This is a genomic window from Bradyrhizobium oligotrophicum S58 (assembly GCF_000344805.1).
GTDB lineage: Bacteria > Pseudomonadota > Alphaproteobacteria > Rhizobiales > Xanthobacteraceae > Bradyrhizobium > Bradyrhizobium oligotrophicum.
Genome location: NC_020453.1, coordinates 4,378,045 through 4,404,339, shown reverse-complemented (window position 1 = coordinate 4,404,339; position 26,295 = coordinate 4,378,045). Strand labels below are relative to the sequence as shown.

At 65.2% G+C, this 26,295-nt stretch carries 21 protein-coding genes and 1 tRNA gene; 11 read left to right on the top strand and 11 right to left on the bottom strand.

The window, feature by feature from the left end; translation table 11 throughout:
- Nucleotides 1-14: 14 nt before the first annotated feature.
- From S58_RS18945 to S58_RS18935, 3 genes are read right to left on the bottom strand one after another with little or no spacing between them, the layout of a single operon-like run.
- Nucleotides 15-1,055 (bottom strand): DNA polymerase III subunit delta', encoded by a 1,041-nt coding sequence (locus tag S58_RS18945; RefSeq protein ID WP_015666972.1) that lies wholly within the window; start codon nt 1,053-1,055, stop codon nt 15-17.
- Nucleotides 1,052-1,732 carry a dTMP kinase gene (tmk, locus tag S58_RS18940; protein WP_015666971.1) on the bottom strand — a complete coding sequence of 227 codons (681 nt, stop codon included), beginning with the start codon at nt 1,730-1,732 and terminating at the stop codon, nt 1,052-1,054. Before tmk ends, S58_RS18945 begins: the two co-directional genes overlap by 4 nt.
- 4 nt (nt 1,733-1,736) lie before the next feature.
- The gene (locus S58_RS18935; RefSeq protein ID WP_377812431.1) at nt 1,737-2,891 is read right to left on the bottom strand and encodes a D-alanyl-D-alanine carboxypeptidase family protein; all 1,155 of its coding nucleotides are present in this window, start codon (nt 2,889-2,891) and stop codon (nt 1,737-1,739) included.
- A 271-nt stretch (nt 2,892-3,162) separates the two neighbouring features.
- Between S58_RS18935 and S58_RS18930 the strand changes: the two genes are divergently transcribed.
- A complete protein-coding gene (locus S58_RS18930; protein WP_042340806.1) occupies nt 3,163-4,119 on the top strand; it encodes an alpha/beta fold hydrolase in 957 nt (318 codons plus the stop codon).
- 21 nt (nt 4,120-4,140) lie between these two features.
- Here S58_RS18930 and S58_RS18925 read toward each other — a convergent pair whose 3' ends face one another.
- The 4 genes from S58_RS18925 to S58_RS18910 form a co-directional block, all read right to left on the bottom strand.
- Entirely contained in the window at nt 4,141-4,653 is a 513-nt protein-coding gene (locus S58_RS18925) for a GNAT family N-acetyltransferase (protein ID WP_244440812.1), read from the bottom strand.
- Between the two features lie 21 nt (nt 4,654-4,674).
- Nucleotides 4,675-5,226 (bottom strand): phage tail protein, encoded by a 552-nt coding sequence (locus S58_RS18920; protein WP_015666967.1) that lies wholly within the window; start codon nt 5,224-5,226, stop codon nt 4,675-4,677.
- Between the two features lie 47 nt (nt 5,227-5,273).
- A complete protein-coding gene (locus S58_RS18915) occupies nt 5,274-5,801 on the bottom strand; it encodes a phage tail protein (RefSeq protein WP_015666966.1) in 528 nt (175 codons plus the stop codon).
- A gap of 117 nt (nt 5,802-5,918) precedes the next feature.
- Complete coding sequence (locus tag S58_RS18910) at nt 5,919-6,461, bottom strand: phage tail protein (RefSeq protein WP_015666965.1); 543 nt, start codon at nt 6,459-6,461, stop codon at nt 5,919-5,921.
- A gap of 816 nt (nt 6,462-7,277) precedes the next feature.
- Here S58_RS18910 and S58_RS18905 point away from each other — a divergent pair.
- Nucleotides 7,278-12,776, top strand: coding sequence for an IPT/TIG domain-containing protein (locus tag S58_RS18905; RefSeq protein ID WP_015666964.1), 5,499 nt, complete (start codon nt 7,278-7,280; stop codon nt 12,774-12,776).
- Between the two features lie 109 nt (nt 12,777-12,885).
- Here S58_RS18905 and S58_RS18900 read toward each other — a convergent pair whose 3' ends face one another.
- Nucleotides 12,886-13,815 (bottom strand): septal ring lytic transglycosylase RlpA family protein, encoded by a 930-nt coding sequence (locus S58_RS18900; protein WP_083938627.1) that lies wholly within the window; start codon nt 13,813-13,815, stop codon nt 12,886-12,888.
- 939 nt (nt 13,816-14,754) lie between these two features.
- Between S58_RS18900 and S58_RS18895 the strand changes: the two genes are divergently transcribed.
- Nucleotides 14,755-14,844 (top strand) — tRNA-Ser (locus S58_RS18895).
- A gap of 343 nt (nt 14,845-15,187) precedes the next feature.
- On the opposite strand, the gene S58_RS18890 is transcribed toward S58_RS18895, so the two are convergent.
- On the bottom strand, nt 15,188-16,423 hold the full coding sequence (locus tag S58_RS18890; RefSeq protein ID WP_193788556.1) for a hypothetical protein: 1,236 nt from the start codon (nt 16,421-16,423) through the stop codon (nt 15,188-15,190).
- Nucleotides 16,424-16,826: 403 nt separating this feature from the next.
- Nucleotides 16,827-17,555: a Spy/CpxP family protein refolding chaperone gene (locus S58_RS18885; RefSeq protein WP_042339878.1), complete on the bottom strand. Its 729-nt coding sequence runs from the start codon at nt 17,553-17,555 to the stop codon at nt 16,827-16,829.
- 409 nt (nt 17,556-17,964) lie between these two features.
- Here S58_RS18885 and S58_RS18880 point away from each other — a divergent pair, with 409 nt between their 5' ends.
- From S58_RS18880 to S58_RS18855, 6 genes are all read left to right on the top strand, one after another.
- Complete coding sequence (locus S58_RS18880) at nt 17,965-19,305, top strand: ABC transporter substrate-binding protein (protein ID WP_042339876.1); 1,341 nt, start codon at nt 17,965-17,967, stop codon at nt 19,303-19,305.
- A 124-nt stretch (nt 19,306-19,429) separates the two neighbouring features.
- Nucleotides 19,430-20,368, top strand: a complete 939-nt coding sequence (locus S58_RS18875; RefSeq protein ID WP_015666959.1) for a carbohydrate ABC transporter permease — start codon at nt 19,430-19,432, stop codon at nt 20,366-20,368.
- Nucleotides 20,368-21,279, top strand: coding sequence for a carbohydrate ABC transporter permease (locus S58_RS18870; RefSeq protein WP_015666958.1), 912 nt, complete (start codon nt 20,368-20,370; stop codon nt 21,277-21,279). The genes S58_RS18875 and S58_RS18870 overlap by 1 nt, the downstream gene beginning before the upstream one ends.
- 16 nt (nt 21,280-21,295) lie before the next feature.
- Complete coding sequence (locus S58_RS18865) at nt 21,296-22,396, top strand: ABC transporter ATP-binding protein (protein WP_015666957.1); 1,101 nt, start codon at nt 21,296-21,298, stop codon at nt 22,394-22,396.
- A 29-nt stretch (nt 22,397-22,425) separates the two neighbouring features.
- The gene (locus S58_RS18860; protein WP_015666956.1) at nt 22,426-23,424 is read left to right on the top strand and encodes a hydroxyacid dehydrogenase; all 999 of its coding nucleotides are present in this window, start codon (nt 22,426-22,428) and stop codon (nt 23,422-23,424) included.
- 178 nt (nt 23,425-23,602) lie between these two features.
- The gene (locus S58_RS18855; protein ID WP_015666955.1) at nt 23,603-23,983 is read left to right on the top strand and encodes a hypothetical protein; all 381 of its coding nucleotides are present in this window, start codon (nt 23,603-23,605) and stop codon (nt 23,981-23,983) included.
- A 38-nt stretch (nt 23,984-24,021) separates the two neighbouring features.
- Here the strand turns inward: S58_RS18855 and S58_RS18850 are convergent, their stop codons facing one another.
- A complete protein-coding gene (locus tag S58_RS18850; protein WP_015666954.1) occupies nt 24,022-24,522 on the bottom strand; it encodes a DUF1993 domain-containing protein in 501 nt (166 codons plus the stop codon).
- A 98-nt stretch (nt 24,523-24,620) separates the two neighbouring features.
- Between S58_RS18850 and S58_RS18845 the strand changes: the two genes are divergently transcribed.
- Both S58_RS18845 and S58_RS39035 read left to right on the top strand, forming a co-directional pair.
- Entirely contained in the window at nt 24,621-25,412 is a 792-nt protein-coding gene (locus S58_RS18845) for a transporter substrate-binding domain-containing protein (protein WP_015666953.1), read from the top strand.
- 80 nt (nt 25,413-25,492) lie between these two features.
- A complete protein-coding gene (locus S58_RS39035) occupies nt 25,493-26,173 on the top strand; it encodes an Ada metal-binding domain-containing protein (RefSeq protein WP_015666952.1) in 681 nt (226 codons plus the stop codon).
- Nucleotides 26,174-26,295 lie beyond the last annotated feature (122 nt).

The window sequence follows — 26,295 nt, the reverse complement described above, 5'->3', positions numbered from 1 at the left end:
GATGGTCGGCGCGGTTACCGCGTGGCTTCGGCGAGCATCCCGAACACCGAGAAAACCAGCGGTTTTCGCTCCAGATTATAGGATTCGGTGTCGCGCGCGGCGCGGACGATCTTTTCCCATACCTCCGCCAGCCGTGCAAGGCGCGGCAGTTCCGCGCTGGGATCGTCAGTGCGCAGCCGGTCCGCGACCCAGCGCTCGATGCTGTCGAGGAAGCTCGCCAGCGCCACGCGGTCGCTGGTGCCGAGCGAATCGCCCAGGGCATGCAGTTCGCCCGGGTCGATCCGCGGCAGGGTCGCGAGCAGTGCCGCGGTCCGGGTCTGGAGTTGCAGGCCGTCGCCGCCCAGCAGCATCAAGGTCCGCGCGACGCTGCCCTCGGAAGCCGCGGCCGCCTCGCGCAGGGCCGGATCGGCCGCATCCATGCCGGTGGCCTCGGCCGCAGCCCTGACGACGTCCTCGGTCGTCAGCGCCCGCAGCGAAAGCCTTCGGCAGCGCGACTTGATGGTGGCAAGCACCCGCGCCGGCGCGTGGCTGACCAGCAGGAACAGCGATTGCTGCGGCGGTTCCTCGAGGATCTTGAGCAGCGCGTTGGCGGCGTTGGGATTGAGCTCGTCGACAGTGTCGACGATGCACACCCGCCAGCCCTCGACGGCGGCGGTGGAGCCGAAGAAGGAGATCGTCTCGCGGGTCTCGTCGACGGTGATGACCGTGCGCAGCACGCCCTTGTCGTTGGCGGAGCGCTCCAAGGTCAGCAGACCACCATGCGCCTCGGAGGCGATCAGCCGCGCGACATGGTCGTCCGGATCGACATGGAGTGAATTGGCAGCCCGGACCGTGGCGGACGCGGGATCGCGGTGCGCCAGCACGAAGCGCGCCATGCGATAGGCCAGCGTCGCCTTGCCAATGCCCTGGGGGCCGCCGATCAGCCAGGCATGCGCCATCCGCCCGCTGCGATAGGCCGAAAGCAGCGCGGCCTCGGCCTCGTGATGCCCGAACAAGGCGCTGGTCTCGCGCGGATGACGGACCGCGATCTCGGGCTCGACCTTGCGCGCGCTCATGAGGCTGCCGCCACCGCCGTGAACAGGCGCTCGCGGACCGCATCCCAGACGATATGCGAGACAGAATCGGCGCTCGCCGTGGCGTCGATCAGGACACAACGCTTGGGATCGTCAGCCGCGATCTTGCGGAAGGCCTCGCGCAGCCCCTGATGGAACTTGAGGTCCTCGCCCTCGAAGCGATCGGGTGCGCCATCGCCACGCCGGGCCGCCGCCCGTTGCATCCCGACATCGGCAGGTACGTCCAGGATGACGGTCAGATCGGGCTTGAGATCGCCGATCGTCACCCGCTGCATCGCATTGAGCACGTCGGGTGCGACCTTGCCCTGGCTGCCCTGGTAAGCCCGCGTCGAATCGAAGAAGCGGTCGCACAGCACCCAGCTGCCCTGGTTCAGCGCCGGCAGAATCACGTTGCGCACGTGGTCGTCGCGGGCGGCCGCAAACAGCAGCGTCTCGGCCTCGGGACCGAGCAGCTTGCCCATGCCGGACAACACGAGGTGGCGCATGATCTCGGCGCCCGGCGAGCCGCCGGGCTCACGGGTCAGGACGACGCGGACACCCTCCTTCTCCAGACGATCCACCAACAGCTTGATCTGCGTGGATTTTCCGGCGCCCTCGCCGCCCTCGAAGGTGACAAATCGACCGCGGCCCGGACCACGTTTCAAAGCTAAATCCGCCATGTCTCTAGAGCTTCTCGGCTCCGGCGCGGAACATCCCGATCACGAGCTCGCTGGCCCCATCGATCGCGCGCCGCATCGTGGACCCCCTGCCCACCGCCTCCGCAGCATAGACGGGGGCCTCCATGGCGATATTGGGGCCGCGCCAGACCCTGACAACCCCGACCTTCTGCCCGGGCTCGACCGGAGCCTTGACCGGGCCGCTATACACGATGCGCGCGATCAGCTTGTCGCCGCCGTTCTTCTGCACCATCACCTTGAGCGGCACCGGGCTCGACAGCTTCACCGAGCGGCTCTCGCCGCCGAACACCTTGGCGTAGCCGACCGGCTGATCCGCTGCAAACAGAGTGCGGGTCTCGAAGTTGCGGAAGCCCCATTCCAGCATCTTCTTGGCTTCCGTGGCGCGGTCCTCGGGGTCCTCGAGCCCATTGACGACCACGATCAGCCGCGTGCCGTTCTGCACGGCCGAGCCGACCATGCCGTAGCCGCCCTCCTTGGTAAACCCGGTCTTGAGCCCGTCGGCGCCTTCCATCGCGTTCAGCAAGGGATTGCGATTCTGCTGCCGGATCTTGTTCCAGGTGAATTCCTTCTCGCCGAAGATCTTATAGAACTCGGGGAAATCCAGGATGATGTGGCGGGCGAGCATCGAAAGCTCGCGGACGGTCATCTTGTTGCCGGGGTCGGGCAGCCCGTTGGAATTCGCAAAGGTCGATTTGGTCAGCCCGAGCTCGCGCGCCCGCTTGGTCATGTAGTCGGCCGCGAAGATCTTCTCGTTGCCGGCCATGCCCTCGGCGAGCGCGATGCAGGCGTCGTTGCCACTCTGGATGATCGCGCCGGACAGGAGGTCGCTGACCGACACCTTGCTGTTCAGCGCGGCAAACATCGTCGAGCCGCCGGCCGGCGCCCCGCCCCGGCGCCAGGCATTCTCGCTGATCCGGTATTCGTCGTTGAGCTTGATCGTGCCCTGCTTGACGGCATTGAACACGACCTCGGCCGTCATCAGCTTCATCATGCTGGAGGGCGCGCGGAGCTCGTCGGCGTTCTTCTCGAACAGCACGCTGCCGCTATTGGCCTCGACCAGGATCGCGGTCGGCGCATCGCCATCGAAGCCACCGTCCTCCTTCCGTGCCCCCTGGACGCTCTGGTTGGCAGCGTAGAGCATGCCGCTCCAGCCGACGGCGACCACGGCCGCGAGGGCTATGAGCGCGCGCGTCGTCCGTCCGGACGTGAAACCGGCGCGGCGGAACGGTAAGGTCATGAAATCCATCGGCTAAGCTCTGGAACGCGCTTGGATTCTACCAGCTGGGCGGTGCGCAAACAACTCGGCAGTCCAGCGGGTGCGGCCGCTGTCCCGTGATTTGCATGGCCCCGCACGTGGTGCGATACGTCGATCGGGACCGACAATCAAAATCAAGAAATCGAGGGTGGAAGCGGTGTCATCGACTGGGATCGTCAAGGCGAATGGGATCGAGCTGTTCGTGCGCCAGCAGGGCGAAGGACCACTCGTGGTGCTGTGCCACGGCTGGCCCGAACTGTCCTATTCCTGGCGGCACCAGATTCCGGCACTCGCCGCCGCGGGCTATCGGGTCGTGGCGCCCGACATGCGCGGCTTCGGCGGTTCGCAGGCGCCTGCCGACATCGGCGCCTATACGATCTTCGACATCGTCGGCGACATGGTGGGGCTGGTCGGAGCGCTCGGCGAGCGCCAGGCCGTGATCATCGGCCATGACTGGGGCGCGCCGGTGGCCTGGCACGCGGCGCTGTTCCGCCCGGACGTGTTCACGGCGGTCGCGGGCCTGAGCGTGCCGCCCCCGTTCCGCGGCCGCGGCCGGCCGCTCGACACACTCCGCGCCGGCGGCATCGAGAACTTCTACTGGCAGTATTTTCAGACGCCGGGCGTCGCCGAAGCCGAGTTCGAGCGCGACGTGATGCTGACCATGCGCACGATGCTGGCGCGCGGCTTCTCCGATCCGCAATCGCTGTTCGTCGCACCCGACAATGGATTCCTCGGCCAGGCGAACCCTGACCTTCCCCTGCCGCCCTGGCTGAGCGAGGCCGACCTCGCACACTTCATCGCGGCCTACCGGACCTCCGGTTTCCGCGGCGGCCTCAACTGGTACCGCAATATCGATCGCAACTGGGAGCTGACCGCGCCCTGGCAGGATGCGCCGATCCGGCAACCGGCGCTGTTCATCGCCGGCAGCGAGGATGCGGTCGTGACCGGACTGATCGGCGCCAAGCGCGTTCAGGAGATGGAGCGCGTGCTGCCGAATCTCACGCGCAAGCTGATCATCGAGGGCGCTGGGCATTGGATCCAGCAGGAATGTGCTGATGAGGTGAATGCGGCGCTGATCGCGTTCCTGAACGATGTCGCTCCTTCCGACGCGTGACGCGCAGGAGACGCCCTTCGATCAACCGCCGGTCACGATGTGCATCGTCAGATGCGAGGCGGTTGAATCGGCACTCGCCTCGGTAAAGCCGAGCCGGCCGTAGAACCGTCTGGCGCCTGCATTCGTGCGCAACATAGTCAGCGTTACCGCTGGCGCGCCCTCCGTCCGGGCCGCAGCAATGACGCCCATCATCACGCCCTGCCCGATACCCCGATTGCGCACGGCCGGCGTCAGCGCGATGTCGACCACGTGCCAGCGCCCGGCACGGCAGTCGAGCAGAAGGCGGCCGACCGGCGCGGCGTCCTCCAGCACGAGGAGCGATTGCGCCGTGGGAAATTGGGCGGCGTATCCCGCGGTCTGTGCCTGGTACTGCTGTGCCAAAACCAGATCGAGCATCGCAGACGGAAGACCGCCGGCAGCGAACTGTGCGCCTTTGACGGCCTTGAACAGATCGCGCAGGAACGGCTCGTCCTCAACCTCGGCACACCGCAGCCGCAAGCGCGGGTCACGCAGCACGATGCGCGTTGCTGCCACCGCCAAACGCGCGCCGTCCGGTCAGGAGTTGTTGAACGACGGAAAAACCCCGCTGACGGCGATACACCAGATCAGCGCCTGGGTCGGCTGCATGTTCTCATGCGGTATGCTCTGGCCGCTGAAGGTCACCGCGTTGGGCGCGAAGGTGGTCGTGGCGGGCGGCGCCACGAAGCCGTTGAAGGCCGGATCGATCGCCACCATGCCCACTCCGGTGCCCGGCCCCGGGGCGGCATCGGCCGCGGTTCTGCCTCCGAGCTGCAGGGTATGGGTGTGCGCAGGCAGCTCGGCCGACGTCAGAAACGCGGTGGCGCCGCCGATCGTCTCGCCGAGCACGCGTGGCTGCAATCCCGGTCCATCACCCTGGCTGTTGGTGATGCACCCGTTCAGATTGGGGAGCTGAAAATTGGTCGTGCCGTTGCCGCCATAGAAGGTGCCGATCAGGGCAAACAGCAGCGTGTACCGCTGGATCGGAAGCACCTGCCCCGCGCAGGCCAGCCAGGCGCCAGCGCCGAATCCGTCCGCCGCAAAGGTGAACGGGAAAGCCTGGATCTCGCCGACATATGGATCTGACACGTCGTCTCTCCTGCCAATGCGCGATGAAACGGATCGAAGCGCGATATCTAACCCTGCGAGGGGAAAACGCCGACGATAGCGATGCAGTAGTTGCCGACCACGGTCGGCATGATGTTGTTGTGCCCCACGCTCTGCCCCGCCACCGTCACGCAGGGCGCCATGACCTCGTACGGCGCCGCACCTGTCGCGGGCGCATAGAGATTGCCCGTCGAGGCGGTGGCCAGGTGCACGGCGGTACCGGGCGTCTGCGTATCGGCGGCGGTCGTCGAGCCGAGCAGGCTGTGGCTGTGTGCCGGCATCTCGTTCTGGATCAGCGTATGCTCATCCTCGCCGTCGACCTCGCCCAGCACGTATGTCGCCCCGCCCTGGGGTTGCCCCTGCCCCAGCGGAACGCGGCCGCGCAAATCAGGGAGGTTGAAGGTCTGTACGCCATCGCCGCCATACGTCGTTCCGAGAATTGCGTAGAGCGCGTCATACTGCGAGATCGGCAGCGATTGTCCACTGCAGGCCAGCCACCCGTCGGGCACCCGCGGAAAAGCGAACAGCCTGATCTCGCCGAGATACTGGTCTGACATCCCGAGATCCTTTCGTTGGGATGAGAGGCGCGACCAACGCGGTTACAGCCCCTCTGGGAAATTGTACTCTATGCTCAGGGCATGGCGATCGAGGCATCGCCAGACCTCAGTCAGGAGTCAGCTCCGGGACGGATAGGTTCCCTGCGTCGCGATCAGATAGTTGATGACGAGATACGGCTGCATGTTGTTGTGCGCCAGCCCGCCGCCGGTATCGGTGAGGTTGGTCGACAAGGCCAGCGGCACCTCGCCCTGGCCCGCATTGGCGAAGATCTTCCGAGGATTGTCAGCCGGAATCGTATTCGTCGCGAACAGGTTGTTTGTCGGTAGCGCACCGCGACCGGCGCCTTGGGTCGTCGAGACCTGGATGAAATGGTTGTGAGCCGGGATTTGCGATGCGTTGAGGGTCACGGTCGTTGCGCCGCTGACCATTCCCGCCGGGTAATCCCCGCCGCCTCCGGTCGAGCCGAGGATCGCGCGGCCGCGAAGATCCGGAAGCCCGAAAGTACTTACACCGTTACCGCCGTAATACGTGCCGAGCAGCGAGAACAGCGCCTGGTTGGGCTGGATCGCGAGCAGCGCGCCATTGCAGAAGGCCCAGCCACGAGGGGCGAACGAGCCTGCAAAGGGCATGATCTGCCCAAGAAAGGGTTGGACTGGCATGCGTTTCCCCTGCCCCCGATCGAATGCTTTGCGATTCTTGAGGGCGCAATATCAGCGCGGACGGGATGAGAGCAATAAGTTGTATGAAATTTCTCGTTCGCTCAATGATTGTTATCCGGCTGGCAGGGATCAGTCAAGCCGATCTCGCTGCCGCGGGAGTCTACACGCTCGTCCGCGCGGCGCTCGTGTGTTTCCACTACACAATGCTCTGTTGCCGAGCTGCAACTGATAGTCGAAAAACGCCGGTGCCGACTGGGTTTCGCCGGAAACAAGCGTCTGCCTGCTTGCTCGCAGCGTGCGGTCACGTCCTAATGCACGCAAATGATCTGATACCCGCGATACCAGTCGAATTTTTTGATCAAAGATTTTGTAGTGGCATCGTCCCGTTGAGGACGCGCCGCGAGGGGGGGCGTAGTGAATTTCACGACCAGGACCGGACAAGGTTGCCTTCCGGCGCTGAGCGCGGTCGCTTCGCAGGCAATGCGGTTGATCTGTCTCGCAGCTGCCGTGACGCATGCGTGGTCGCGCCGTGGGCACCTGAATGCGATAACCGCGACGGTTCTGCGGCGAGATGGCGTCGTGAATCGCGTTGCCGGGACCTGGATGCTGGTGCGTGCCATGTGGGACGTATTCGCCGACGCTTTCGGCTGCTCGCTGGACAGACCGCCGGCACGCCCGTCCTCCCGTGCGGCAACCTCTTCCTCCCGGCCCGGCAAAGCCGGCGCGCGGCGCTACGCCGTTCTCTCGGCAATCGTGGGCCTCGTATCCATTGCTGCAAGTGACGCCTGGGCTGCCAATTGCACGGCAGTGTCCGCATTGACGGTTTCGACGAGCATTGCGCTGAACTCGCAGATCACATTCAGCGTCAATGGCGCCACCGGTCCCGGCGCGACGCTCGTGCCGAAAACGGGCACACAATACAATCGAATCGCCAACAGCGGCCTGTACAATGCGTGCGGAGTCGACACCAATACTGGTTTTCCGATTACGGGGGCCGGATCCGACACATCCGCATCGATCGCTGGTTCGAATGGGGGCGTCTACACGATCACGCCGATCGAGACGATCGATCCCAATAACGGCAATGCCTACTACGTCACCTATAATCTGACGATGACGACGGCGCCGCCGACGACGTCCGACACGATCATTCTGAACTATTCGTCGACGACCGATGTCGGCACTGGCGTCTTCGGCACCACCGATAGTGGCCTGACCATCTCGCTCACGAACGTCACTCCCAGCATCTCCGTCACTGCATTGTCACCGAATTCCGGCCCGACCGCGGGTACCAACTCGGTCGTCATCACCGGCACTGGATTCACGGGGACCACGGGCGCCGGCGGCGTGAAGTTCGGTTCGAACAATGCGACCAGCTACGTGGTCAACTCCAACACCCAGATCACGGCGGTCGCGCCGGCCGGGTCGGCGGGCACCGTCAATGTGACGGTCACCAATGGCGCCACATCCCAGGTGGCGGCGGCGAATCAATACACCTATGTGGCCGCGCCCACGGTATCCTCGATCGCACCGACGTCGGGAGCCGGCTCCGGCGGTACATCTGTCGTCATTACCGGCACCGGCTTCAGCGGCGCGACCGCGGTCAATTTCGGCGCCACGTCTGCGACCGGCTTCACGGTCAACTCGGCCACCCAGATCACCGCGACGTCGCCGGCCGGGACCGGCACCGTCGATGTGACCGTCACCACTGTGGGCGGAACATCGGCCACAAGTGCCGCTGATCAATTCACCTATGTGGCTGCACCGACAGTGACCTCGATCTCGCCGACGACAGGTCCGGGTGCTGGCGGCACCACGGTGACGATCACCGGCACCGGCTTCAGCGGGGCGACCGCGGTCAACTTCGGCGCTACGCCTGCAACCGGCTTCACGGTCAACTCGGCCACACAGATCACCGCGACCTCGCCCGCTGGAACCGGCACGGTCGATGTCCGGGTGACGATTCCGATAGGCGGCACCTCGGCCACTTCGGCGTCGGATCAGTTCACCTACATCCCCGCCCCCACAGTCACCTCGATCTCGCCGACAACGGGTCCCGTCGCCGGCGGCACGACGGTGACCATCACCGGCACGAACTTCACCGGCGCCACCGCGGTCAATTTCGGCGCTACGCCTGCCACCGGCTTCACGGTCAATTCGGCGACGTCGATCACCGCGACCTCACCCGCTGGGACCGGCACGGTCGATGTCCAGGTGACGATTCCGATAGGCGGCACCTCGGCCACTTCGGCGTCGGATCAATTTACCTATGTCGCCGCGCCGACCGTGACCTCGATCTCGCCAACGGCCGGCCCGACCACCGGCGGCACCACGGTGACCATCACCGGCACCGGCTTCAGCGGCGCCACCGCGGTGACTTTCGGCGCCACCCCTGCCACCGGCTTCACGGTCAACTCGGCCACCCAGATCACGGCAACCTCGCCGGCCGGGACAGGAACGGTCGACGTGACCGTGACGACGGTCGGCGGAACGTCGGCAACCAGTGCAGCTGATCAATTCACTTACGTGGCCGCACCGACGGTGACATCGATCTCGCCGACATCGGGACCAGGAGGTGGCGGCACCACGGTGACCATCACCGGCACCAACTTCAGCGGGGCGACCGCGGTGAATTTCGGCGCGACGCCGGCGACCGGCTTCACGGTCGACTCGGCCACACAGATCACCGCGACTTCGCCAGCGGGAACGGGCACCCCCGACGTCCGCGTCACGACCGCCGGTGGCACCTCGGCCACCTCGGCTGCCGACCAGTTCACCTACATCCCTGCACCGACCGTCACCTCGATCTCGCCGACCTCGGGGCCGGTGGCCGGCGGCACCACGGTCACCATCACCGGCACGAACTTCACCGGTGCGACCGCCGTGAATTTCGGCGCCACGCCTGCGACCGGGTTCACCGTTAATTCGGCGACCTCCATCACGGCGACCTCCCCGGCCGGCACGGGGACGGTCGATGTCAGGGTCACCACTGCGGGCGGCACCTCGGCCACCTCTGCGGCCGACCAGTTCAGCTATATTGGGACGCCAACGGTGACATCGATCTCGCCGACGGCGGGTCCGCAGACTGGCGGCACGACGGTGGTCATCACCGGCACGAACCTGAGCGGCGCCACTGCGGTGAACTTCGGTGCGACGCCGGCGACCGGCTTCACGGTCAATTCAGCGACGCAGATCACGGCGACCTCGCCCGCGGGCACCGGCACCGTCGACGTGACGGTGACGACCGTCGGCGGCACCTCCGCCACCTCGGCGGCCGACCAGTTCACTTATGTCGCCGCGCCGACGGTGACATCGATCTCGCCGACGTCCGGGCCCGGTGCTGGCGGCACCTCCGTGACCATCACCGGCACGAATCTCTCCGGCGCCACGGCGGTCAATTTCGGCGCGACGCCGGCAACCGGCTTCACGGTCAATTCGGCCACCTCGATCACGGCGACATCGCCCGCCGGCACCGGCACCGTCGACATCAGAGTCACCACCGCGGGCGGCACCTCGGCGACCTCGGCAGCCGACCAGTTCACCTACATCCCTGCACCGACCGTCACCTCGATCTCGCCGACCTCGGGGCCGGTGGCCGGCGGCACCTCTGTGACCATCACCGGCACGAACTTCACCGGAGCGACCGCGGTGAATTTCGGTGCCACGCCGGCGACCGGCTTCACGGTCAATTCGGCCGCCTCGATCACGGCGACATCGCCCGCCGGCACCGGCACCGTCGACGTCAGGGTGACCACCTCCGGCGGCACCTCGGCCACTTCGGCCTCGGATCAATTCACCTATCTCGGCCCGCCGACCGTGACATCGATTTCGCCGACATCCGGGCCTGTCGCCGGCGGTACTTCGGTGACCATCACCGGCACCGGCTTCACCGGGGCGACTGCAGTGAATTTCGGCGCAACGCCTGCGACCGGGTTCACCGTCAATTCCGCCACCTCGATCACGGCCACCTCACCGGCGGGGACCGGCGCGGTCGATGTTCGCGTGACCACGCCGAACGGCACCTCGGCAACGTCAGTCGCCGATCAGTTCACGTATTCGCCGGTCCCGACGGTGACGTCGATCGCGCCGACCGCAGGGCCCTTGGCGGGAGGCACCTCCGTGACCATCACCGGCACCGGCTTCACCGGCGCCACGGCGGTGAATTTCGGCGCCACGCCTGCGACCGGCTTCACGGTCAATTCGGCGACCTCGATCACCGCGACATCGCCGGCCGGCACCGGCACGGTGGACGTCCGCGTCACCACCGCGGGCGGCACGTCGGCAACCTCGGCGGCGGATCAATTCACCTATACCGCAGCTCCGACGGTCAGCTCGATTGCACCAACCTCCGGACCTGCGATCGGCGGCACGTCGGTCACCATCACCGGCTCCGGATTCACAGGAGCAACGGCGGTCAATTTCGGCGCGACTCCGGCGACCGGCTTCACGGTCAACTCGGCGACCTCGATCACTGCGACCTCGCCAGCGGGGACCGGCACCGTCGACGTCAGGGTCACCACCGCCGGAGGCACCTCGGCGACCTCGGCAGCCGACCAGTTCACCTATTTCGGCGCGCCCACTGTGACTTCGATCTCGCCGACGTCGGGGCCTGCGGCGGGCGGCACAACGGTGACCATCACGGGCACCGGATTCGCCGGCACCACTGGCGCGGGAGGCGTGAAGTTCGGCGCCGTCAATGCTGCGAGCTACACCGTCAATTCAGCGACCTCCATCACGGCCATCTCGCCGGCCGGTAGCGGTACGGTCGATGTCACCGTCACCAACAGCGGACAAACTTCAGCTGCCTCAGCTGTCGACCGTTTCGCCTATCTGTCGGCGGCGACGCAGACGGCGCTGACATCGTCGCAGAACCCGAGTCAGGCCGGTCAGGCCGTGACATTTACGGCAACGGTCACCGGGGCGGGCGGAACGCCGACAGGGACGGTCACGTTCAGCGACAACGGCACGTCGATCGGGACGGCGGCGCTGAGCGGCGGCGTTGCGACCTTCACGACATCGGCGCTCGCGGTCGGCAGCCACACGATCACGGCAAGTTATGGCGGCAGCCCCAGCTTCGTGGCCAGCACCTCGCCCGGCTTGGCGCAGACGGTGAACGTGCCGCTCGACAGCGTCAGGCTGCGCGCCCTTCAACTCAACGTCACCAAAATGGTGGCGCAGAATTCGGGACAGGCCATCTCCGGGGCGATCGACGATGCCATCGCCGATGGTTTCAACGATGGCGGCGCTTTCCTGACGCCCGGCAATGGCCGCATGCGCTTCAACTTCTCGGCTGACCCGCGTGACCAGGACGACGTCGCGGCCCTCCCCGGAGCGGCCGGGTCGGGCAGCAGCGCCTATGGCGCCGATCGCGGTGGCAGCCTCGGGACCGACGGCAGATCCGGCCGAGGTCGGTCGCGGATCGACAATGCCTTCGCGGCGATCGACCCTCAGGCGCCGAAGAAGGCCGCGCCCAGATGGCATGAGGACAAGCAATGGCTGTTGTGGGCCGACGTGCGCGGCACTGGCATCGACCGTTGGGGCACGATGAGCACAGCCGGCGTCACCCAGGCAAGCCAGTCCTCGCTCTACGGCCAGCAGCTCAACGCGCTGATGGGGGTGACCTACAAGGCGGCACCGAACTTCCTCATTGGCGCGCTCGGCGGCTATGAGACCTTCAGCTACACCGAGCAGGACATCAACGGGAAGCTCAAGGGAGACGGCTGGACGGTGGGCGCCTATCTCGGCTGGAAGATGTCGCCGACACTCCGCTACGATGCGACGGTGGCCTATTCCGGCATCGGCTATAATGGCACGGCCGGGACTGCGCAGGGCAATTTCAATGGCCAGCGCTGGATGATGTCGACGGGCCTCACGGGCATGTACAAGGCCTACGGCTTCCTGCTCGAGCCTTCGGCCAAGGTCTACGCGCTGTGGGAGCACCAGAATGCGTATACCGATTCGCTCGGCACCCGGCAGGGCACCAATGACTTCGCCAGCGGCCGCGCCTCGGGTGGCTTGAGGGCCGCCTACCCCTTGGCCTGGTTCGACAGCGGCATCGTGCTGACGCCGTTCGTCGGCATGTATGGCGATTACTATTTCAACAAGCAGGATGCCAGTACGCTCACCGACAGTGGCACCGGTCTGGCCTCGACCCCGCTGCTGCAGGGCTGGTCGGCCCGCGCCACCGGCGGTCTCGGCATCAGCACGTCGGGCGGAGCCAGCGTTGGCCTCGGCGCCGAGCTCGGCGGCATTGGCAGCACCACCCGCGTCTGGACCTACTCGGCCAGGGCGCGTGTGCCATTCTCTGCCCGGTAGTGCGTTGCTGATCGCAGGAATCAACACCGCTCCGGCATGGGGCGGTTCGCTCGAACAAGCCGTGCTTCTCGAACAAGCCGTGCTTGGCGGCGGCGACAGTACGGTGAGCTCAATAGAGGCCGCGGCCGCTCATGATGCCGCGGGCTTCATCGGCGCCATCAGACGCCTCGCGTGAGGCCGCGCTGGCGGGGGCTGCATAGCGCCCGTCCTGATCATAGGACACGGCGCGCGGATTCTCGAGGCTGCGTCCCCTCGTCCGGCTGGACGCCGACATTTCCGAGGTCGCACCGATCGAAGCCATGTCGGCGGAGGTGTTGCCCAGCGTATAGGGACGGCCCTCCGGCATCGGGATCTCGCCGCGAATCGGTCGGCCCGCGCCCATTTCAGGCACGAACGGCTTGGCTGAGGCGACGCGAACCAAAGACGGCGCCGGCGCCGGAATGCCGGTGCGCAGCGTGGCCATCAGCTGAACGTCGTCGGAGCCTTCGAGCGGTGCCCGGCCGACATATTCGACCCTGACACGCGCGACGCCGGTGCCCTTGAACTCGAGCAGGTCGGCCGCCTTGTTGGAGACGTCGATCAGCCGGTTGGCGTGATACGGGCCACGATCATTGATGCGGACGATCAGCGATTTGCCGTTGGCGAGATTGGTGACGCGGGCATAGCTCGGCATAGGCAGGGTCGGATGGGCCGCCGTCAGCGAGGTCATGTCGAACACCTCGCCATTGGCGGTCTGCCGGCCGTGAAAGTCGTCGCCATACCAGGAGGCCATGCCCTCGGCGCGGTAGTTCACGTCCTCTTCCGGAACGTAGGTCTTCCCGGCGACGGTGTAGGGCTTGCCGATTCGATAGACGCCGCCGCCCTTCGGCACCGGCTCGCCGAAGCCGACGACACGCGGACTCGACGACACGCCATATTTCGGGTCGACCTTGCTGGCGAATTTGTTCGACGAGGCGCAGTTCGCAACCATCAGGCAGGCGAGAACGGCGACGGCGCTGCGCACCGCTCTCTCGGCCGGATCTGTTTGACCAATCCCCATAGACCCCAAATACCACTTCGCCGGTTGCCGCCGAGCCATACGATCAGGCTCACACGTGCCGGTTTCCCCGAGTCGCGTCCCCCGCAACTCAATGCACAAGGATAACGCAACCCGAACACGGCGGAAATGGGGTGGGCCCCGCCGTGGTTAACCGGAGCTTTCCAGCGGTTGTTGGTCCGGGCGATAGCTGCCCGAGCGTGCACTGCTCTTCGTCTCCTTGTTGCGAGTGCACCTTTTTAGACACATATGTTGCGTGAAATCCTCACTTAGGAGTGTTCTCATTTCCCGGGACCTGAATCATTTTGACTGTGCGGGGTTGCACGTCGTTTCCTTCTCGCGGGGCGCAACAGGGTGTGTTCGCTATGATCGAAGCAATGACAGCAGTGATGGGCTTGGTTGGCGCCGGGATCTTCCTTGCTCATGCATTTGAGGGTGTTCGCTCGCGAGCCTGAGTTCCGCGAGCTTGAGTTCGCAGGCTCGCCAGCCGAGCCTTCTGCTTCAAGCAAGACTTGAAGCTCCACTTTTGCGAGCAGGCCGATTTCGAACGACCAAGCGGGGTTCGGACGGACGATGAAGCGCAGGGGGTGGTCGATGCAACATCAAGACATGCTTTCGGGCGGCTTCCTCGCCCTGGCAGCGGTGAGCACGGCAGTTCTGTGCTCGGGCCTGATCGCACTTGCTTTCGGGTGAGATGAGGCCGGGACGGTCCGTTGGGGCCAGCTCCCGATAAAGTAGTCCCTTGAAGCAGTCCCTTGTCGACTGGCGATGTCGGCGGGGCTCCGGCTCTGGGTTCAGGCCGTTTGATTCGTGACGAATAAGCCCGGCGCCCGCGCGCAGCGCCGTTGACGAGCCACAAGCTAGCACCCTAAACAGTCGTTGCGACGATGCCGCGCATCGTGATGGCGTGGCATTGTCGCTGTTTCCGGCGCGACGCCGGATGGAAGGGTGGCCGAGTGGTTTAAGGCACCGGTCTTGAAAACCGGCGTGCCCGCAAGGGTACCGTGGGTTCGAATCCCACCCCTTCCGCCAACATCCTTGCTTGAGCGCCCTCGATGGCTGCGTTCCTGGCGTGCCCTGCCCCCGGCAAGGCCCTTCCTAAGCGACCGCACGGGCATGGCCCGCGTCGCCGGCTATCAGTCCTGCAAGCAGAGAAGCTATCGTCCGCTGCGGTACCGGCAGGCTATGAAAAGAAGCGTTTTACCTCATCGGTCGGATAATCAAGAGCGGGCAAAGGATCGTTTCTCTCAGAACACACTGGCCAGCCAGACCGGACGAGCCCGGCTCCGCCCTGGGGCATAGATCATCCAACATTCTGGCCGGCATGCTCTAAGGCGGCCTGCGCTGAGCCGGCGGGGCCACGGGCCTCATCGGCTCAATTGCTCAGGCGTGATCCATTGCGCCGGCGTGGAGTGTCCTGTTCCTCGTCATCGGCGAGACCTGCCATTTCCGGGACAGCACCGACACGCTCCATCAGCTCGCGAATGTCGCCGATGCGGCTGTCGAGAAGGCGGTGCATCTCCCGCAGCGTCCAGCGCAGCTCATCGAGGGCGCCAGGCGCCGTGTCGGGGAAATGCGCCAGGTGATAGATCATCTCGTTGAGGACCTGCCTCAACCCATAGAGATCGTCGTGCGCAAGCTTCTGGACGTCGAGCTGGCCCAGCAGCCGCTGCACGAAGCTGCGACGATCGATAGGCACGTGGCGCAGATCGACGAAGCGGTTGACATGGAAGGCGCGCGGCGTCGCGGTGCTGCCGGCCGCATGAGCCAGCGCGGCGCGCACGCTGTCGGCACTGAGATCTTCCGTGTCGACCGCGAGCGTGTTCGGAAACAGGCTCTTGTGTCTTTCGATGAGGGCGTGGGTCTTGTCGTAGTACCACCCGAACCTGTCGGCCTGCGACAGCTCCGCCCACTGCTCCCGCGACATCTCCCCGAAATGGAAAGCGGTCGGCCGCTTCCGCCGCGCGGCCGGCGAGTCGGCGTAGTAGAAATGGTTCTGCGGCGCCACCTCGGCGTTTTCGGTCAGACTCGCGATGCAGGCCGCGCGGTCGCGGCGGCGCAGATGCACCAGGGTCACCTGATCACCGAGCAGCCCGGCGATGACCGGCAGAATGGCCGCATAGCCGTTGCCGACCACGCAGGCATGGGGACAGTTGAGGATCGTCTGGCGGATCTGATCCTCGAAGCTGCGATCGCCCGTCTCCTTGAGCTGGCAGAACAGCTCGTTCAGCTCGCTCGACGCCCATTCGTGCACGGCCACGTCGCCGTTGCCCTCGGTGTCGAACACGTCCTGCATCATTCGTGTGAGAGACGTCGTTCCGTCACGCCCTGTGCCGACGCACAGCACCCGCAGCGCGGATGCATGCGATTTCATCAGCGCGGGCCCGGCATGGCCGTTGGTCGCGCGGCTCGCCGAACCAATGCTGGAAGCGACGGCTCTTGGCCGCGTCAGCCGGCGAAGCTCCGCGGACGCGGCCTCGCATTCGAGGCGGTGGTGATCGCGCTCGTCGCGTAGCTGGCCCATGATCACGCCCATCTCTTCGGTGATCCGCTTGTACCGCTGGGCGTCATCCCTGGTGGATCTCAACTCCGATTGAAGAGCATCAATCATGCGTGCCGCGTCCGCGTCCAGGCGATCCGCGACTCCGGTCTTGCGTTCACTGATCCGAGCTTCAATCCAACGCCGCACTCTCGACAACAATCATCCCTCACAACACGAGCTGAAACGTCTTCCGGCCCTCGCTTGGCCCAATGCGAATCATGGCTGGGCTGGCCGCCAGCAGGCAAAATCCCACCGGCACAATTCACACATTGCGGGTCAATTGCAACGCCCGTCAAAATGCATTGAAGCCGCAGCACGAGACGGCTTGCCGGAATTGTGGCGCTGATCTGACGAGTACATATTCCGAAACATGCTCACCAGCATACCGGCGCGGCAACGTGCTCCGATCGTTCCCTACGATCTCCTGGCCGGCCGTTCTCGGCGAACCCTCGGGACTCCTGGTTGCGCAGCGCTAGTCCAGCCCGCGTTCGCGGCTGAGGCGGACCATCTCGTCGATGAAGATCTGCTTCTGCTTGTCGTCCAGGCTGGTGTAGAGCGGCTCGGCGGCGTCGGAGACCGCGCGCTGGTCGGCGGCGCGATCCACCAGGAACTGCGCCTCGTTGCGCATCTGCTCGATGATGTCATCGGGCGGATCGCGCTTCGCCCGCGCGATGCGCAGATTGAGGCGATCTGCGCCGTTGTGGCCAAGCGCGTGCATGGCATTGGCGAAAGGTCCCCAGATCTTCGCCTGTTCCTCCGTCAGGTTCAGTCCGTTCTTCAGGCGCTCGACATTGGCGTCGCTCGTGCTGACGATCTGCTCTGCCGTCAGTTGCGGCACGCCCGGCTGCGTCAGCATCGGCGCGGCTTTCGCGAGCTTGGTCTTCGCCGATTTCGACGACTGCGCCTTCTTGGTGTCGGCTGCCGGCGCCGCGGGTTGCGCGCTCGGCTGGCCGGCATTGCCGGTGAACGTCCCCGTCACGCCGGTGACGACCCCGACGACGCCGCCGATCGCACCTCCGAGCACGCCGCCGACCGGGCCGGCAGCCCTGTTGCCTTCGCGCGCGCCCTGCTCGACGCCCTTGAACAGGCCCTGCGCGTCAACCTGACGCGGCTGGCCCGCGAGGGCGCCCAAGACCAGCAATGCTCCTGTTGCGATGCACCGGACACGTCGGCATCGCACGGCTGAAGGGGGCGTCGTCATCAGTTCTGGCTCCGCGCAACTCAGTCTGTCGGATTGGCAGCGACGTCAGGTCATGACGGCTGTGATTCCCATCAATTCTACCGTCGCCGCAATGCGCAAGTCCATCTGCCGCACGGAGCCGAGTGGATCGAACGTGGCCCGGCTGCTTCGATCTCGGCGCCGCATGAGACGCGCTGCTCCCATCGCATCGCATTGCAGCGGCGAGCGCTGCGATGCGGCTGTCGAGGAACCTGCGACGAAGTGTGCACGCCATTAGTTCTAAGTTTCGCCTCACCTGCTTTCTCGACAGCCGCTCGCAATTCTGCTCTGATTGCACCCAAGCGAAATCCATGCGCGCATGACGCGACGCAATAACTAACAAATCGGATTCGCACCCATGGAATGCTTGGCTCACCAGGGAGGGAACGCCATGTCACGGAGGAAGCTGAACCGCCGACAATTCGTTGCTGCGACCGCTGCCACTTCGGCGGTCATGATTGCCGCACCCTATGTGCGCGGCGCCCATGCCGCCGGCAAGCTCTCGATCGGGTTCTGGGACCATTGGGTTCCCGACGCCAACAATGCCTCGACCGAGCTGTGCAAGGAATGGGCGGCCAAGGAGAAGGTCGACCTCCAGATCGACTACATCACCAGCCAGGGCAACAAGAACATCGTGACCATCGCCGCGGAAGCGCAGGCGAAGTCCGGACATGACATCTTCCAGATGCCGACCTGGTGGTGTCACTCCAACTCCGACCTGCTCGAGCCGGTCAACGACATCATGGAGCCGATCATCAAGGAGAACGGCGAGGTCAACGGCACCGTCAAGTATCTCGGCGTGCTCGATGGCAAATGGATGGGCGTTCCGGCCTGCGTCGGCAGTCAGATCAAGGGCCCCTGCTCGCGCATCGATCTGATGAAGAAGCACGCCGGCATCGACGTGCAGGAGATGTATCCGGCCGGCGGCCCGCCAAAGGCCGATAACTGGACCACCGACACCTTCCTCAAGGCAGCGGAAGCCTGCCACAAGGCCGGCGTCCCCTTCGGCATCGGGCTTGGCGAGACCACCGACAGCGTCGACACGGCTGGCGCCTTCTTCCAGGCCTTCGGCGCGCAGCTCATCGACGCCAAGGGCAACCTCACCGTCAAGACCGACGAGGTCCGCCAGGCCGTCGACTACTACAAGCGCCTGATCGCCTTCCTGCCGCCGGATGTCAGCGCATGGGACGACGCCTCGAACAACAAATGGCTGGTCGCCGGCAAGGGCGCCATGATCATGAATCCGCCCAGCGCCTGGGCGGTGGCCAAGCGCGACGCGCCGCAGATCGCCGAGCAATGCTGGACCCACGGCTTCCCGGCCGGACCGAAGGGCCGCTTTGCACCGTTCCTGCCCTACTTCTGGAGCGTCTGGTCGTTCTCGAAGAACAAGGAGGCGGCGAAGAGCCTGCTGGTGCACCTGTCCAAGCCGTCATCGATCGAGAAGATGGTGGTGGCGAGCGGCGGCTACGATTTGCCGGCATTCGAGAAGCTGACCACGCTCAAGGTCTGGCAGGAGCAGGGCCCGCCCAAGGGCACCCTCTTCCACTACCCCAATCCCTACAACCACCAGACACTGTCGATCGCGGCATCGCCGGCGCCGCCGAAGGTCGCGCAGCAGATCTACTTCCAGGCGACCATGACCAAGATGTGCCTGCGTCACGCGCAAGGCGAGGCGATGGAAAAGACCCTCGCCTGGGCAGAGGGCGAGTGCGAAGGCTTCCTGCGCAGCTGAGCTGGTCTTGTTCGAAGAGATGGCGGCCCGCTCCCTGCGGCGGGCCGCTGCCCTCAGCGTCGTGTCCTGCTTCAGCCAGTGAGGCCCGGCAGCCGCCCGGGACCATCACGAGGAGCCCACTTACATGGTTGATGCCGCATTCGGTGAAAACGCCGTCCCACGCCCGCGGGCTGCGGCCCGCCGCCAGGGTCTTCGCAAAGCCCTGAGGCGCAAGTCGACGACGGCCTTCCTGATGACGCTGCCGTTGATTCTTCTGATCCTGTTCCTGGTCGTCTATCCCGGCATCTATTCGGTGCATCTGGCGACCCTGAACAAGTCGATGCAGCGCTTCGTCGGCTTCGGCAATTTCGAGTTCCTGTTCAAGCGCGACACGTTCTGGCTGGTCGTCAAGCAGTCCTGCATCTTTGCGATCACGGCCGTCGTCTTCAAGGCGCTGATCGGCTTCATCGTCGCGCATTTCGTCCACAACATCCCGGCCAAGGGCCAGCGCAAATGGCGCGGCATGCTGCTGGTGCCCTGGGTGATCCCGCCGGCGATGAGCACCCTGGCCTGGCTGTGGCTGTTCGACCCGTCCTACAGCGCCTTCAACTACACGCTCGCCTCCTTCGGCATCGGCCCGATCCCGTGGACGGGCGACGCCGCCTGGGCGCGGTTCTCGGTGATCCTGGTCAACGTCTGGTACGGCGCGCCGTTCTTCATGATCATGTATCTGGCGTCGCTGAAATCGGTGCCCGAGCAGCTCTACGAGGCGGCCGCCATCGACGGCGCCAATTGGTGGCAGCGGATCTGGTACGTGACGCTGCCGATGATGCGCAACATCATCGCGATCACGACGCTGTTCTCGCTGATCGTGACGTTCGCGAACTTCGACATCGTCCGCATCCTCACCGCCGGCGGCCCGCTCGACAAGACGCACATCTTCGCGACCTGGGCGTTCCGCGTCGGCATCGAGGGCAGCGACATTCCGCTCGGCGCCAGCGTCTCGTTGTTCATGGTGCCGATCCTGGCGGTCGCCGCGATCTTCATCCTGCGCGACGTCAACAAGCGGGGGAACGAATCCTGATGAGCACCCTCACCGTCGACAAGGCCGGCCCGACCCGCAATGTGAAATACGGCTCGATGAGCCGCGACCGCGCCTGGGCGCTGCGCTGGTCGTATTTCTTCCTGACCTTGTTCGCGATCTTCTCGCTGGTGCCGCCGTTCTACATGCTGATCACTTCGCTGAAGGGCAGCGCGGAGATATCGGCCGCGACCAACCCGTGGTGGGTATTCCATCCGACCCTGGAGAACTATGTCGGACTGTTGAAATCGAACCAGTTCCTGCGCTTCTTCTTCAACTCGGCCATGGTCTCGATCATCGTCGTGATCATCACCATGCTGATCAGCATCCCCGCGGCGTTTGCGCTGTCGCGCATGAAGTTCTGGGGCTCGGCGACGCTCGCGACCGGCGTGTTCCTGACCTACCTCATTCCGGACAGTCTGCTGTTCATCCCGCTGTTCAAGATGTTCGCGCTGATCGGCGACGTCACCGGCATCCAGCTCATCAATCGCTGGTACGTGCTGCTGTTCATCTATCCGACCCTCACGGTGCCGTTCTGCACCTGGATCATGATCGGCTATTTCGCCTCGATCCCGAAGGAGCTCGACGAGGCGGCCATCATCGACGGCGCCTCGTGGCTGCAGACCTTGACGCGGATCTTCATTCCGGTCGCCCTGCCCGGCCTGATCGCGGCGACCATCTTCGCCTTCACGGTCTCCTGGGCGCAGTTCCTGTATCCGCTGGTGTTCACGACCTCGGCCGACCAATTGGTGCTGCCGGTCGGCATCGTCACCACCCTGATCAAGGGCGACGTCTTCAATTGGGGGCAGATCATGACCGGCGCGCTGCTCGGCGCGGCGCCGCCGCTGATCATCTACGCATTCCTGATGGACTACTACATTGCCGGGCTCACGGCCGGCGCGACCAAGGGCTGACGAGGGTTGATCACACATGGCTGAAGTGAGCTTGCGGAAGATCGTGAAGCGCTACGACGACGTCGAGGCCGTCAGGGGCATCGACTTGGACATCGCCGATCATGAGTTTGTCGTGCTGGTCGGCCCGTCCGGCTGCGGCAAGTCGACGACCCTGCGGATGATCGCAGGCCTGGAGGACATCTCGGACGGTGACATCACGATCGGCGGCGACGTCGTCAACGACGTCCCGCCCAAGGATCGCGACATCGCGATGGTGTTCCAGAACTACGCGCTCTACCCACACATGACCGTGGCGGAGAACATGTCGTTCGGGCTGCGCCTCAAGCATTATCCGAAGGCCGAGATCAAGAGCCGCGTGGCGGAGGCCGCGCGCATGCTCGACATCGCCGACCTCGTCGATCGCAAGCCGAAGCAGCTCTCCGGCGGCCAGCGCCAGCGCGTCGCGATGGGCCGCGCGATCGTGCGCAATCCAAAAGTGTTCCTGTTCGACGAACCGCTGTCCAACCTCGACGCCAAGCTGCGCGTGCAGATGCGCATCGAGATCAAGAAGGTGCACCAGAAGGTCCGCACCACCACGGTCTACGTCACCCACGACCAGGTCGAAGCCATGACCCTGGCCGATCGGGTCGTGGTCATGAACAAGGGCCGCATCGAGCAGATCGGCACGCCGAACGAGCTGTATCACAATCCGGCGACGCGGTTCGTCGCCGGCTTCATCGGCTCGCCCGCGATGAACTTCGTGCCGTGCCGGCTCGAAGAGGCCGAAGGCCGGCTTCACATTCGCCTCACGGACCGCATCGCCTTTCCGCTGCCGCCGGCGCGCGCCGCGCGCTATCAATCCGTGTCGCGGAATGAGCCGCTGCTGCTCGGCATCAGGCCGGAGCACATCACCGAAACCAGGCCACATGCGGAGCCTGGAATCGAGCCGTTCGAGGCGTTGCTCGACGTCACCGAGCCGATGGGCATGGAGACGCTGGTCTACTTCGCCCTGAACGAGACGCCGGTCTGCGGGCGGGTCAGCCCCAATGCCGGCGCGCGGGATGGCAGCCCCCTGCGCATGGCAATGGACCTCAACAACATGCACCTGCTAAACGAAGCGACCGGGCTCGTGATCTGACGAGCACCAGGAAGTTTCAAGGGCAGGACATGAGCACTCGGACGGCAAGCAACAAGAACAAGATCCTCGTCACTGAATCCTTCTCGGCCAAGGGACGCGCGCTGCTCGCGGCGCGCGACGACGTCGAGATGATCGAATTCCCGAACATGATCTCGGCGGCCGATTTCTCCGCGCTGCTGACCTCTCATGCACCCGTGCACGGCGTGGCCCTCGGCGCCACCCGCTTCGGCGAGCCGGAGCTCGTCGCCGCCGGCGACATGAAGGTCGTGACCCGGATCGGCGTCGGCTTCGATGCGGTCGACGTGCCGGCGCTGAGCCGCCACAAGGTGCCGCTGATGGTCGCGGGAACCGCGAACTCGCCGTCGGTCGCCGAGCAGGCCCTGTTCATGATGCTGACGCTGGCCAAGCGCGCCAACGAGATGCATGCGATGGTCAGGGACGGCACCTGGAGCTCGCGGCTCGGCGTGCTGCCGTTCGACCTCTACGGCAAGACCGTGCTGATCATCGGCTTCGGCCGCATCGGAACCCGCACCGCCAAGCGCTGCCTGGCCATGGAGATGCAGGTGCTGGTCTACGATCCCTACAAGCCCGCCGCCGACATCACCGCCGCCGGCTGCGAGCCGGTCGCCAACCTCGACGCCGCGCTGCCGCGCGCCGACTTCGTCAGCATCCACTGTCCCAAGACGCCGGAGACCATCGGCCTGTTCAATGCCGCACGCCTCAGGCTGATGAAGCCTTCATCCTATCTGATCAACACCGCACGCGGCGGCCTGATCGACGAGGCCGCGCTGCACGATGCGCTGGTGTCCGGCCGGCTGGCCGGCGCCGGCCTCGACGTGTTCGAGCAGGAGCCGCCCCCGGTCGGCCACGCGCTGCATGCGCTGCCGAACGTGATCATGGCCCCGCATGTCGCCGGCGTCACCCGCGAGGCGGTCGACCGCATGAGCGAGCAGACCGCGCGCAACATTCTCAGCGTGCTCGACGGCGATCCGATCCGGCAGAACGTGATCAATCAGGACGTGCTGTAGGGAAACTGCATTGGCACGCTGGCGGGCGCCCCCGCTGCCGGCGCTGGCGAGCTCATCGATTCGTCCACCGCTTCCGCTGCCCCAATTTCAACGCATTCTTGCATCTGGCCCAAATCCCGCTACAACTGTGACTATTGGCGCCGGCGTTTACGCGCGCCAGTAGGGAACAGGGGTCGTCATGAGTGTTGCGACGGAGCACGCGCTCGCAACGATAGCGAGCATTCTGGATCAGCCCGAAGCGGCCAAGCCGGCCGACAAGGTGGCTGCGCCGAAGAAGGCCGGCGGAACAGTCGTGGCGTTCGATCAGGCCGAAGGCTACACCAAGGTCGGCCCCGGTCCCATTTCGGCGATCCGCTTCCGCTGGACCGCGCGCCGCGGCGACGATGGCTATTACGTCGACGAGACGGTCGGGCCGACCTCGATCGCCGTCAGCACCGGTCCAATGACCGCCGAAGCCGCCGTCAAGCTGGTCGATGCCCGTGCCCGCGAAGCCGTGGAGCGCTTCGAGGCCCTGAAGAACGAGATGACCGGCAAGGGCCCGGCGACGCCGTTCGTTTGAGCGGTCCCGGAAGACCCAGCTCAGGCGACAGTCGCACTCTATCGCGGTAGCCTGAGATAGTCAGGCTTCGCCAGCGGCACGCCTGCGTGACGCAGGATGTCATAGGCTGTCGTCACATGGAAAAAGAACTGCGGCAGGCTGAACGTCAGCAGCATTGAGCGGCCATGGAACGCGCGCGTCGCGCCGCTGCGGAAGGTGAAAACGACCTCGCGGTCGCCACTCGCCTCGATCACCTCGCGCGGCATGCTCTGCACGACGTCGATGGTCGCAGCGATCCTCGCCTTCAATCCCGCGATATCCGTGTCGCTTTCCGCAACTACAGGCGGCGTGCGCCCTGCCAGCAGCGCGCAGGCGATGGCGGCGTGGCGGTTGGCCTCGCAGACCTGCCGGATCAGGTTGAACATGTCCGGCGCGAGCCGCGCCTGCAGCAGGCTGGCCGGGTCGATCTGGCGATCTCCGGCAAACGCCGCCGCCTTATCGAGCAGTGCCGAGAGGTTGCCGAGATACGGCACGAAAACGTCGACCGAGGCCTCGACCATCGAGATGCTCAAGCTTTGACCCTCCCCGCTACCTCTCGTCCCGCGACACCGCCTCGTATAAGAAGGGACCAACCAACTCAAGCTGGGGGTGATGCGCTATGGGGTTCTTCGATCGTCCGCTGTCCGTCCTGACCGGGCTCGCTCTCGTCTGCAGCCTTGCTGTGCCCGCAGCCGCCGAGCCGGCCTCGCGCCTCGACGAGATCGTGCAGCGCGGCAGCCTTCGGGTCGGCATGACCGGCGACTACAAGCCCTTCACCTATCTCGACAAGGCCACCGCCAAGTTTTCCGGCTTCGACGTCGACATGGCCGAGTCGCTCGGCAAGGCGATGGGCGTCAAGGTCGAGTTCGTGCCGACCAGCTGGCCGCAGCTGATGAAGGATTTCGAGGCCGACAAATTCGACGTCGCCATGGGCGGCGTGTCGATCACGCTCGACCGCCAGAAGAAGGGCTTCTTCTCGACGCCGATCATGCGCGAGGGCAAGACTCCGATCGCCCGCTGCACCGACACTGCGAAGTACCAGACGCTGTCCGACATCGACAAACCAGGCACCCGCGTCGTCGTCAATCCCGGCGGCACCAACGAGCGCTTCGCCCGCGCCAACATCAAGGCCGCCGACATCCGCGTCCACACCGACAACGTCACCATCTTCGACGAGATTGCCAAGGGCGATGCCGACCTGATGATGACCGACGCCTCCGAGACGCGCTATCAGCAGAAGCTGCATCCCGGTGTCTTGTGCGCCGTGCACCCGGAGAAGCCGTTCGACTTCTCGGAGAAAGCCTACTGGCTGCAGCGCGACGTGGCGCTGAAGGCGTTCGTCGATCAGTGGCTGCACATCTCGACCGAGAACGGCAGCTACCAGGCGATCTACAAGAATTGGTTTGATTGAGGCAGGCTGCGCGACGGTCATTTTCGGACCCCATCGGCGCAGGCTCGCGGTGCACCGGCAATCGCGGTACATCGTGAGCCATGCGCGATCCTGCTGCCCTCTACCAAGCCTTCTGCCGTCGAGACCCGGCGCTCGACGGCATCATCTTCGTCGCCGTCAAGACGACCGGCGTCTACTGCCGGCCGGTCTGTCGGGTGCGCACGCCGCTGGCGCGGAACGTCCACTTCTACCGAAGCGTTGCAGCGGCCGAAGGGGCCGGCTATCGCCCTTGCCTGCGTTGCCGTCCCGAAACCGCGCCGTTCTGTCCGGCCTGGAAGGGAACACAGAGCACGGTGGATCGCGCGCTGACATTGATCGAAGCCGGTGCACTCGACGTGATCGCGCGCAGCAGTGAGATCTTGAACTCGAGCGTGGTCTGGGCAACGCCCTTGTCGAGCATCGACCAGACCGCAAGGCCCTATGCAGCTGTCGAGCAGCGTTGCGGAGAGGCCGCCATGCAAGGCCGCCGTGGTCCCCAAAAAAGCATTACTACCCGCCAATATGCGCGCCTGGTATCCGATTGGATCGGCAGCGTCGGGCTGGATCCGAGGCTATATGGGACGCACTCTCTGCGACGCACCAAAGCCACCCTGATCTATCGGCGCACGGGAAATCTCAGAGCGGTCCAGCTTCTGCTCGGGCACACCAAGATCGAAAGCACCGTCAGATATCTGGGCATCGAAGTGGACGCCTTGGCAATGGCGGAACAAGTCGACGTCTGAAACACCCGGGCGGAGCAGAAATGCGCCGCCCGATTTCCGATCCAGCTTCGGAAATAACCGGCTCCGTTCCGGGACTTACGTTTCGTGCCGACAAGAGACATGCCCACCGTTGACAATCCGCA

Bases quoted from the DNA above. Each gene is read 5' to 3' on its own strand.
- S58_RS18945 (WP_015666972.1), bottom strand. From the start codon at position 1,055: ATGAGCGCGCGCAAGGTCGAGCCCGAGATCGCGGTCCGTCATCCGCGC.
- tmk (WP_015666971.1), bottom strand. From the start codon at position 1,732: ATGGCGGATTTAGCTTTGAAACGTGGTCCGGGCCGCGGTCGATTTGTC.
- S58_RS18935 (WP_377812431.1), bottom strand. From the start codon at position 2,891: ATGCTCTACGCTGCCAACCAGAGCGTCCAGGGGGCACGGAAGGAGGAC.
- S58_RS18915 (WP_015666966.1), bottom strand. From the start codon at position 5,801: ATGTCAGACCAGTATCTCGGCGAGATCAGGCTGTTCGCTTTTCCGCGG.
- S58_RS18910 (WP_015666965.1), bottom strand. From the start codon at position 6,461: ATGCCAGTCCAACCCTTTCTTGGGCAGATCATGCCCTTTGCAGGCTCG.
- S58_RS18900 (WP_083938627.1), bottom strand. From the start codon at position 13,815: ATGGGGATTGGTCAAACAGATCCGGCCGAGAGAGCGGTGCGCAGCGCC.
- S58_RS18890 (WP_193788556.1), bottom strand. From the start codon at position 16,423: ATGATTGATGCTCTTCAATCGGAGTTGAGATCCACCAGGGATGACGCC.
- S58_RS18885 (WP_042339878.1), bottom strand. From the start codon at position 17,555: ATGACGACGCCCCCTTCAGCCGTGCGATGCCGACGTGTCCGGTGCATC.
- S58_RS18880 (WP_042339876.1), top strand. From the start codon at position 17,965: ATGTCACGGAGGAAGCTGAACCGCCGACAATTCGTTGCTGCGACCGCT.
- S58_RS18875 (WP_015666959.1), top strand. From the start codon at position 19,430: ATGGTTGATGCCGCATTCGGTGAAAACGCCGTCCCACGCCCGCGGGCT.
- S58_RS18870 (WP_015666958.1), top strand. From the start codon at position 20,368: ATGAGCACCCTCACCGTCGACAAGGCCGGCCCGACCCGCAATGTGAAA.
- S58_RS18865 (WP_015666957.1), top strand. From the start codon at position 21,296: ATGGCTGAAGTGAGCTTGCGGAAGATCGTGAAGCGCTACGACGACGTC.
- S58_RS18860 (WP_015666956.1), top strand. From the start codon at position 22,426: ATGAGCACTCGGACGGCAAGCAACAAGAACAAGATCCTCGTCACTGAA.
- S58_RS18855 (WP_015666955.1), top strand. From the start codon at position 23,603: ATGAGTGTTGCGACGGAGCACGCGCTCGCAACGATAGCGAGCATTCTG.
- S58_RS18850 (WP_015666954.1), bottom strand. From the start codon at position 24,522: ATGGTCGAGGCCTCGGTCGACGTTTTCGTGCCGTATCTCGGCAACCTC.
- S58_RS18845 (WP_015666953.1), top strand. From the start codon at position 24,621: ATGGGGTTCTTCGATCGTCCGCTGTCCGTCCTGACCGGGCTCGCTCTC.
- S58_RS39035 (WP_015666952.1), top strand. From the start codon at position 25,493: ATGCGCGATCCTGCTGCCCTCTACCAAGCCTTCTGCCGTCGAGACCCG.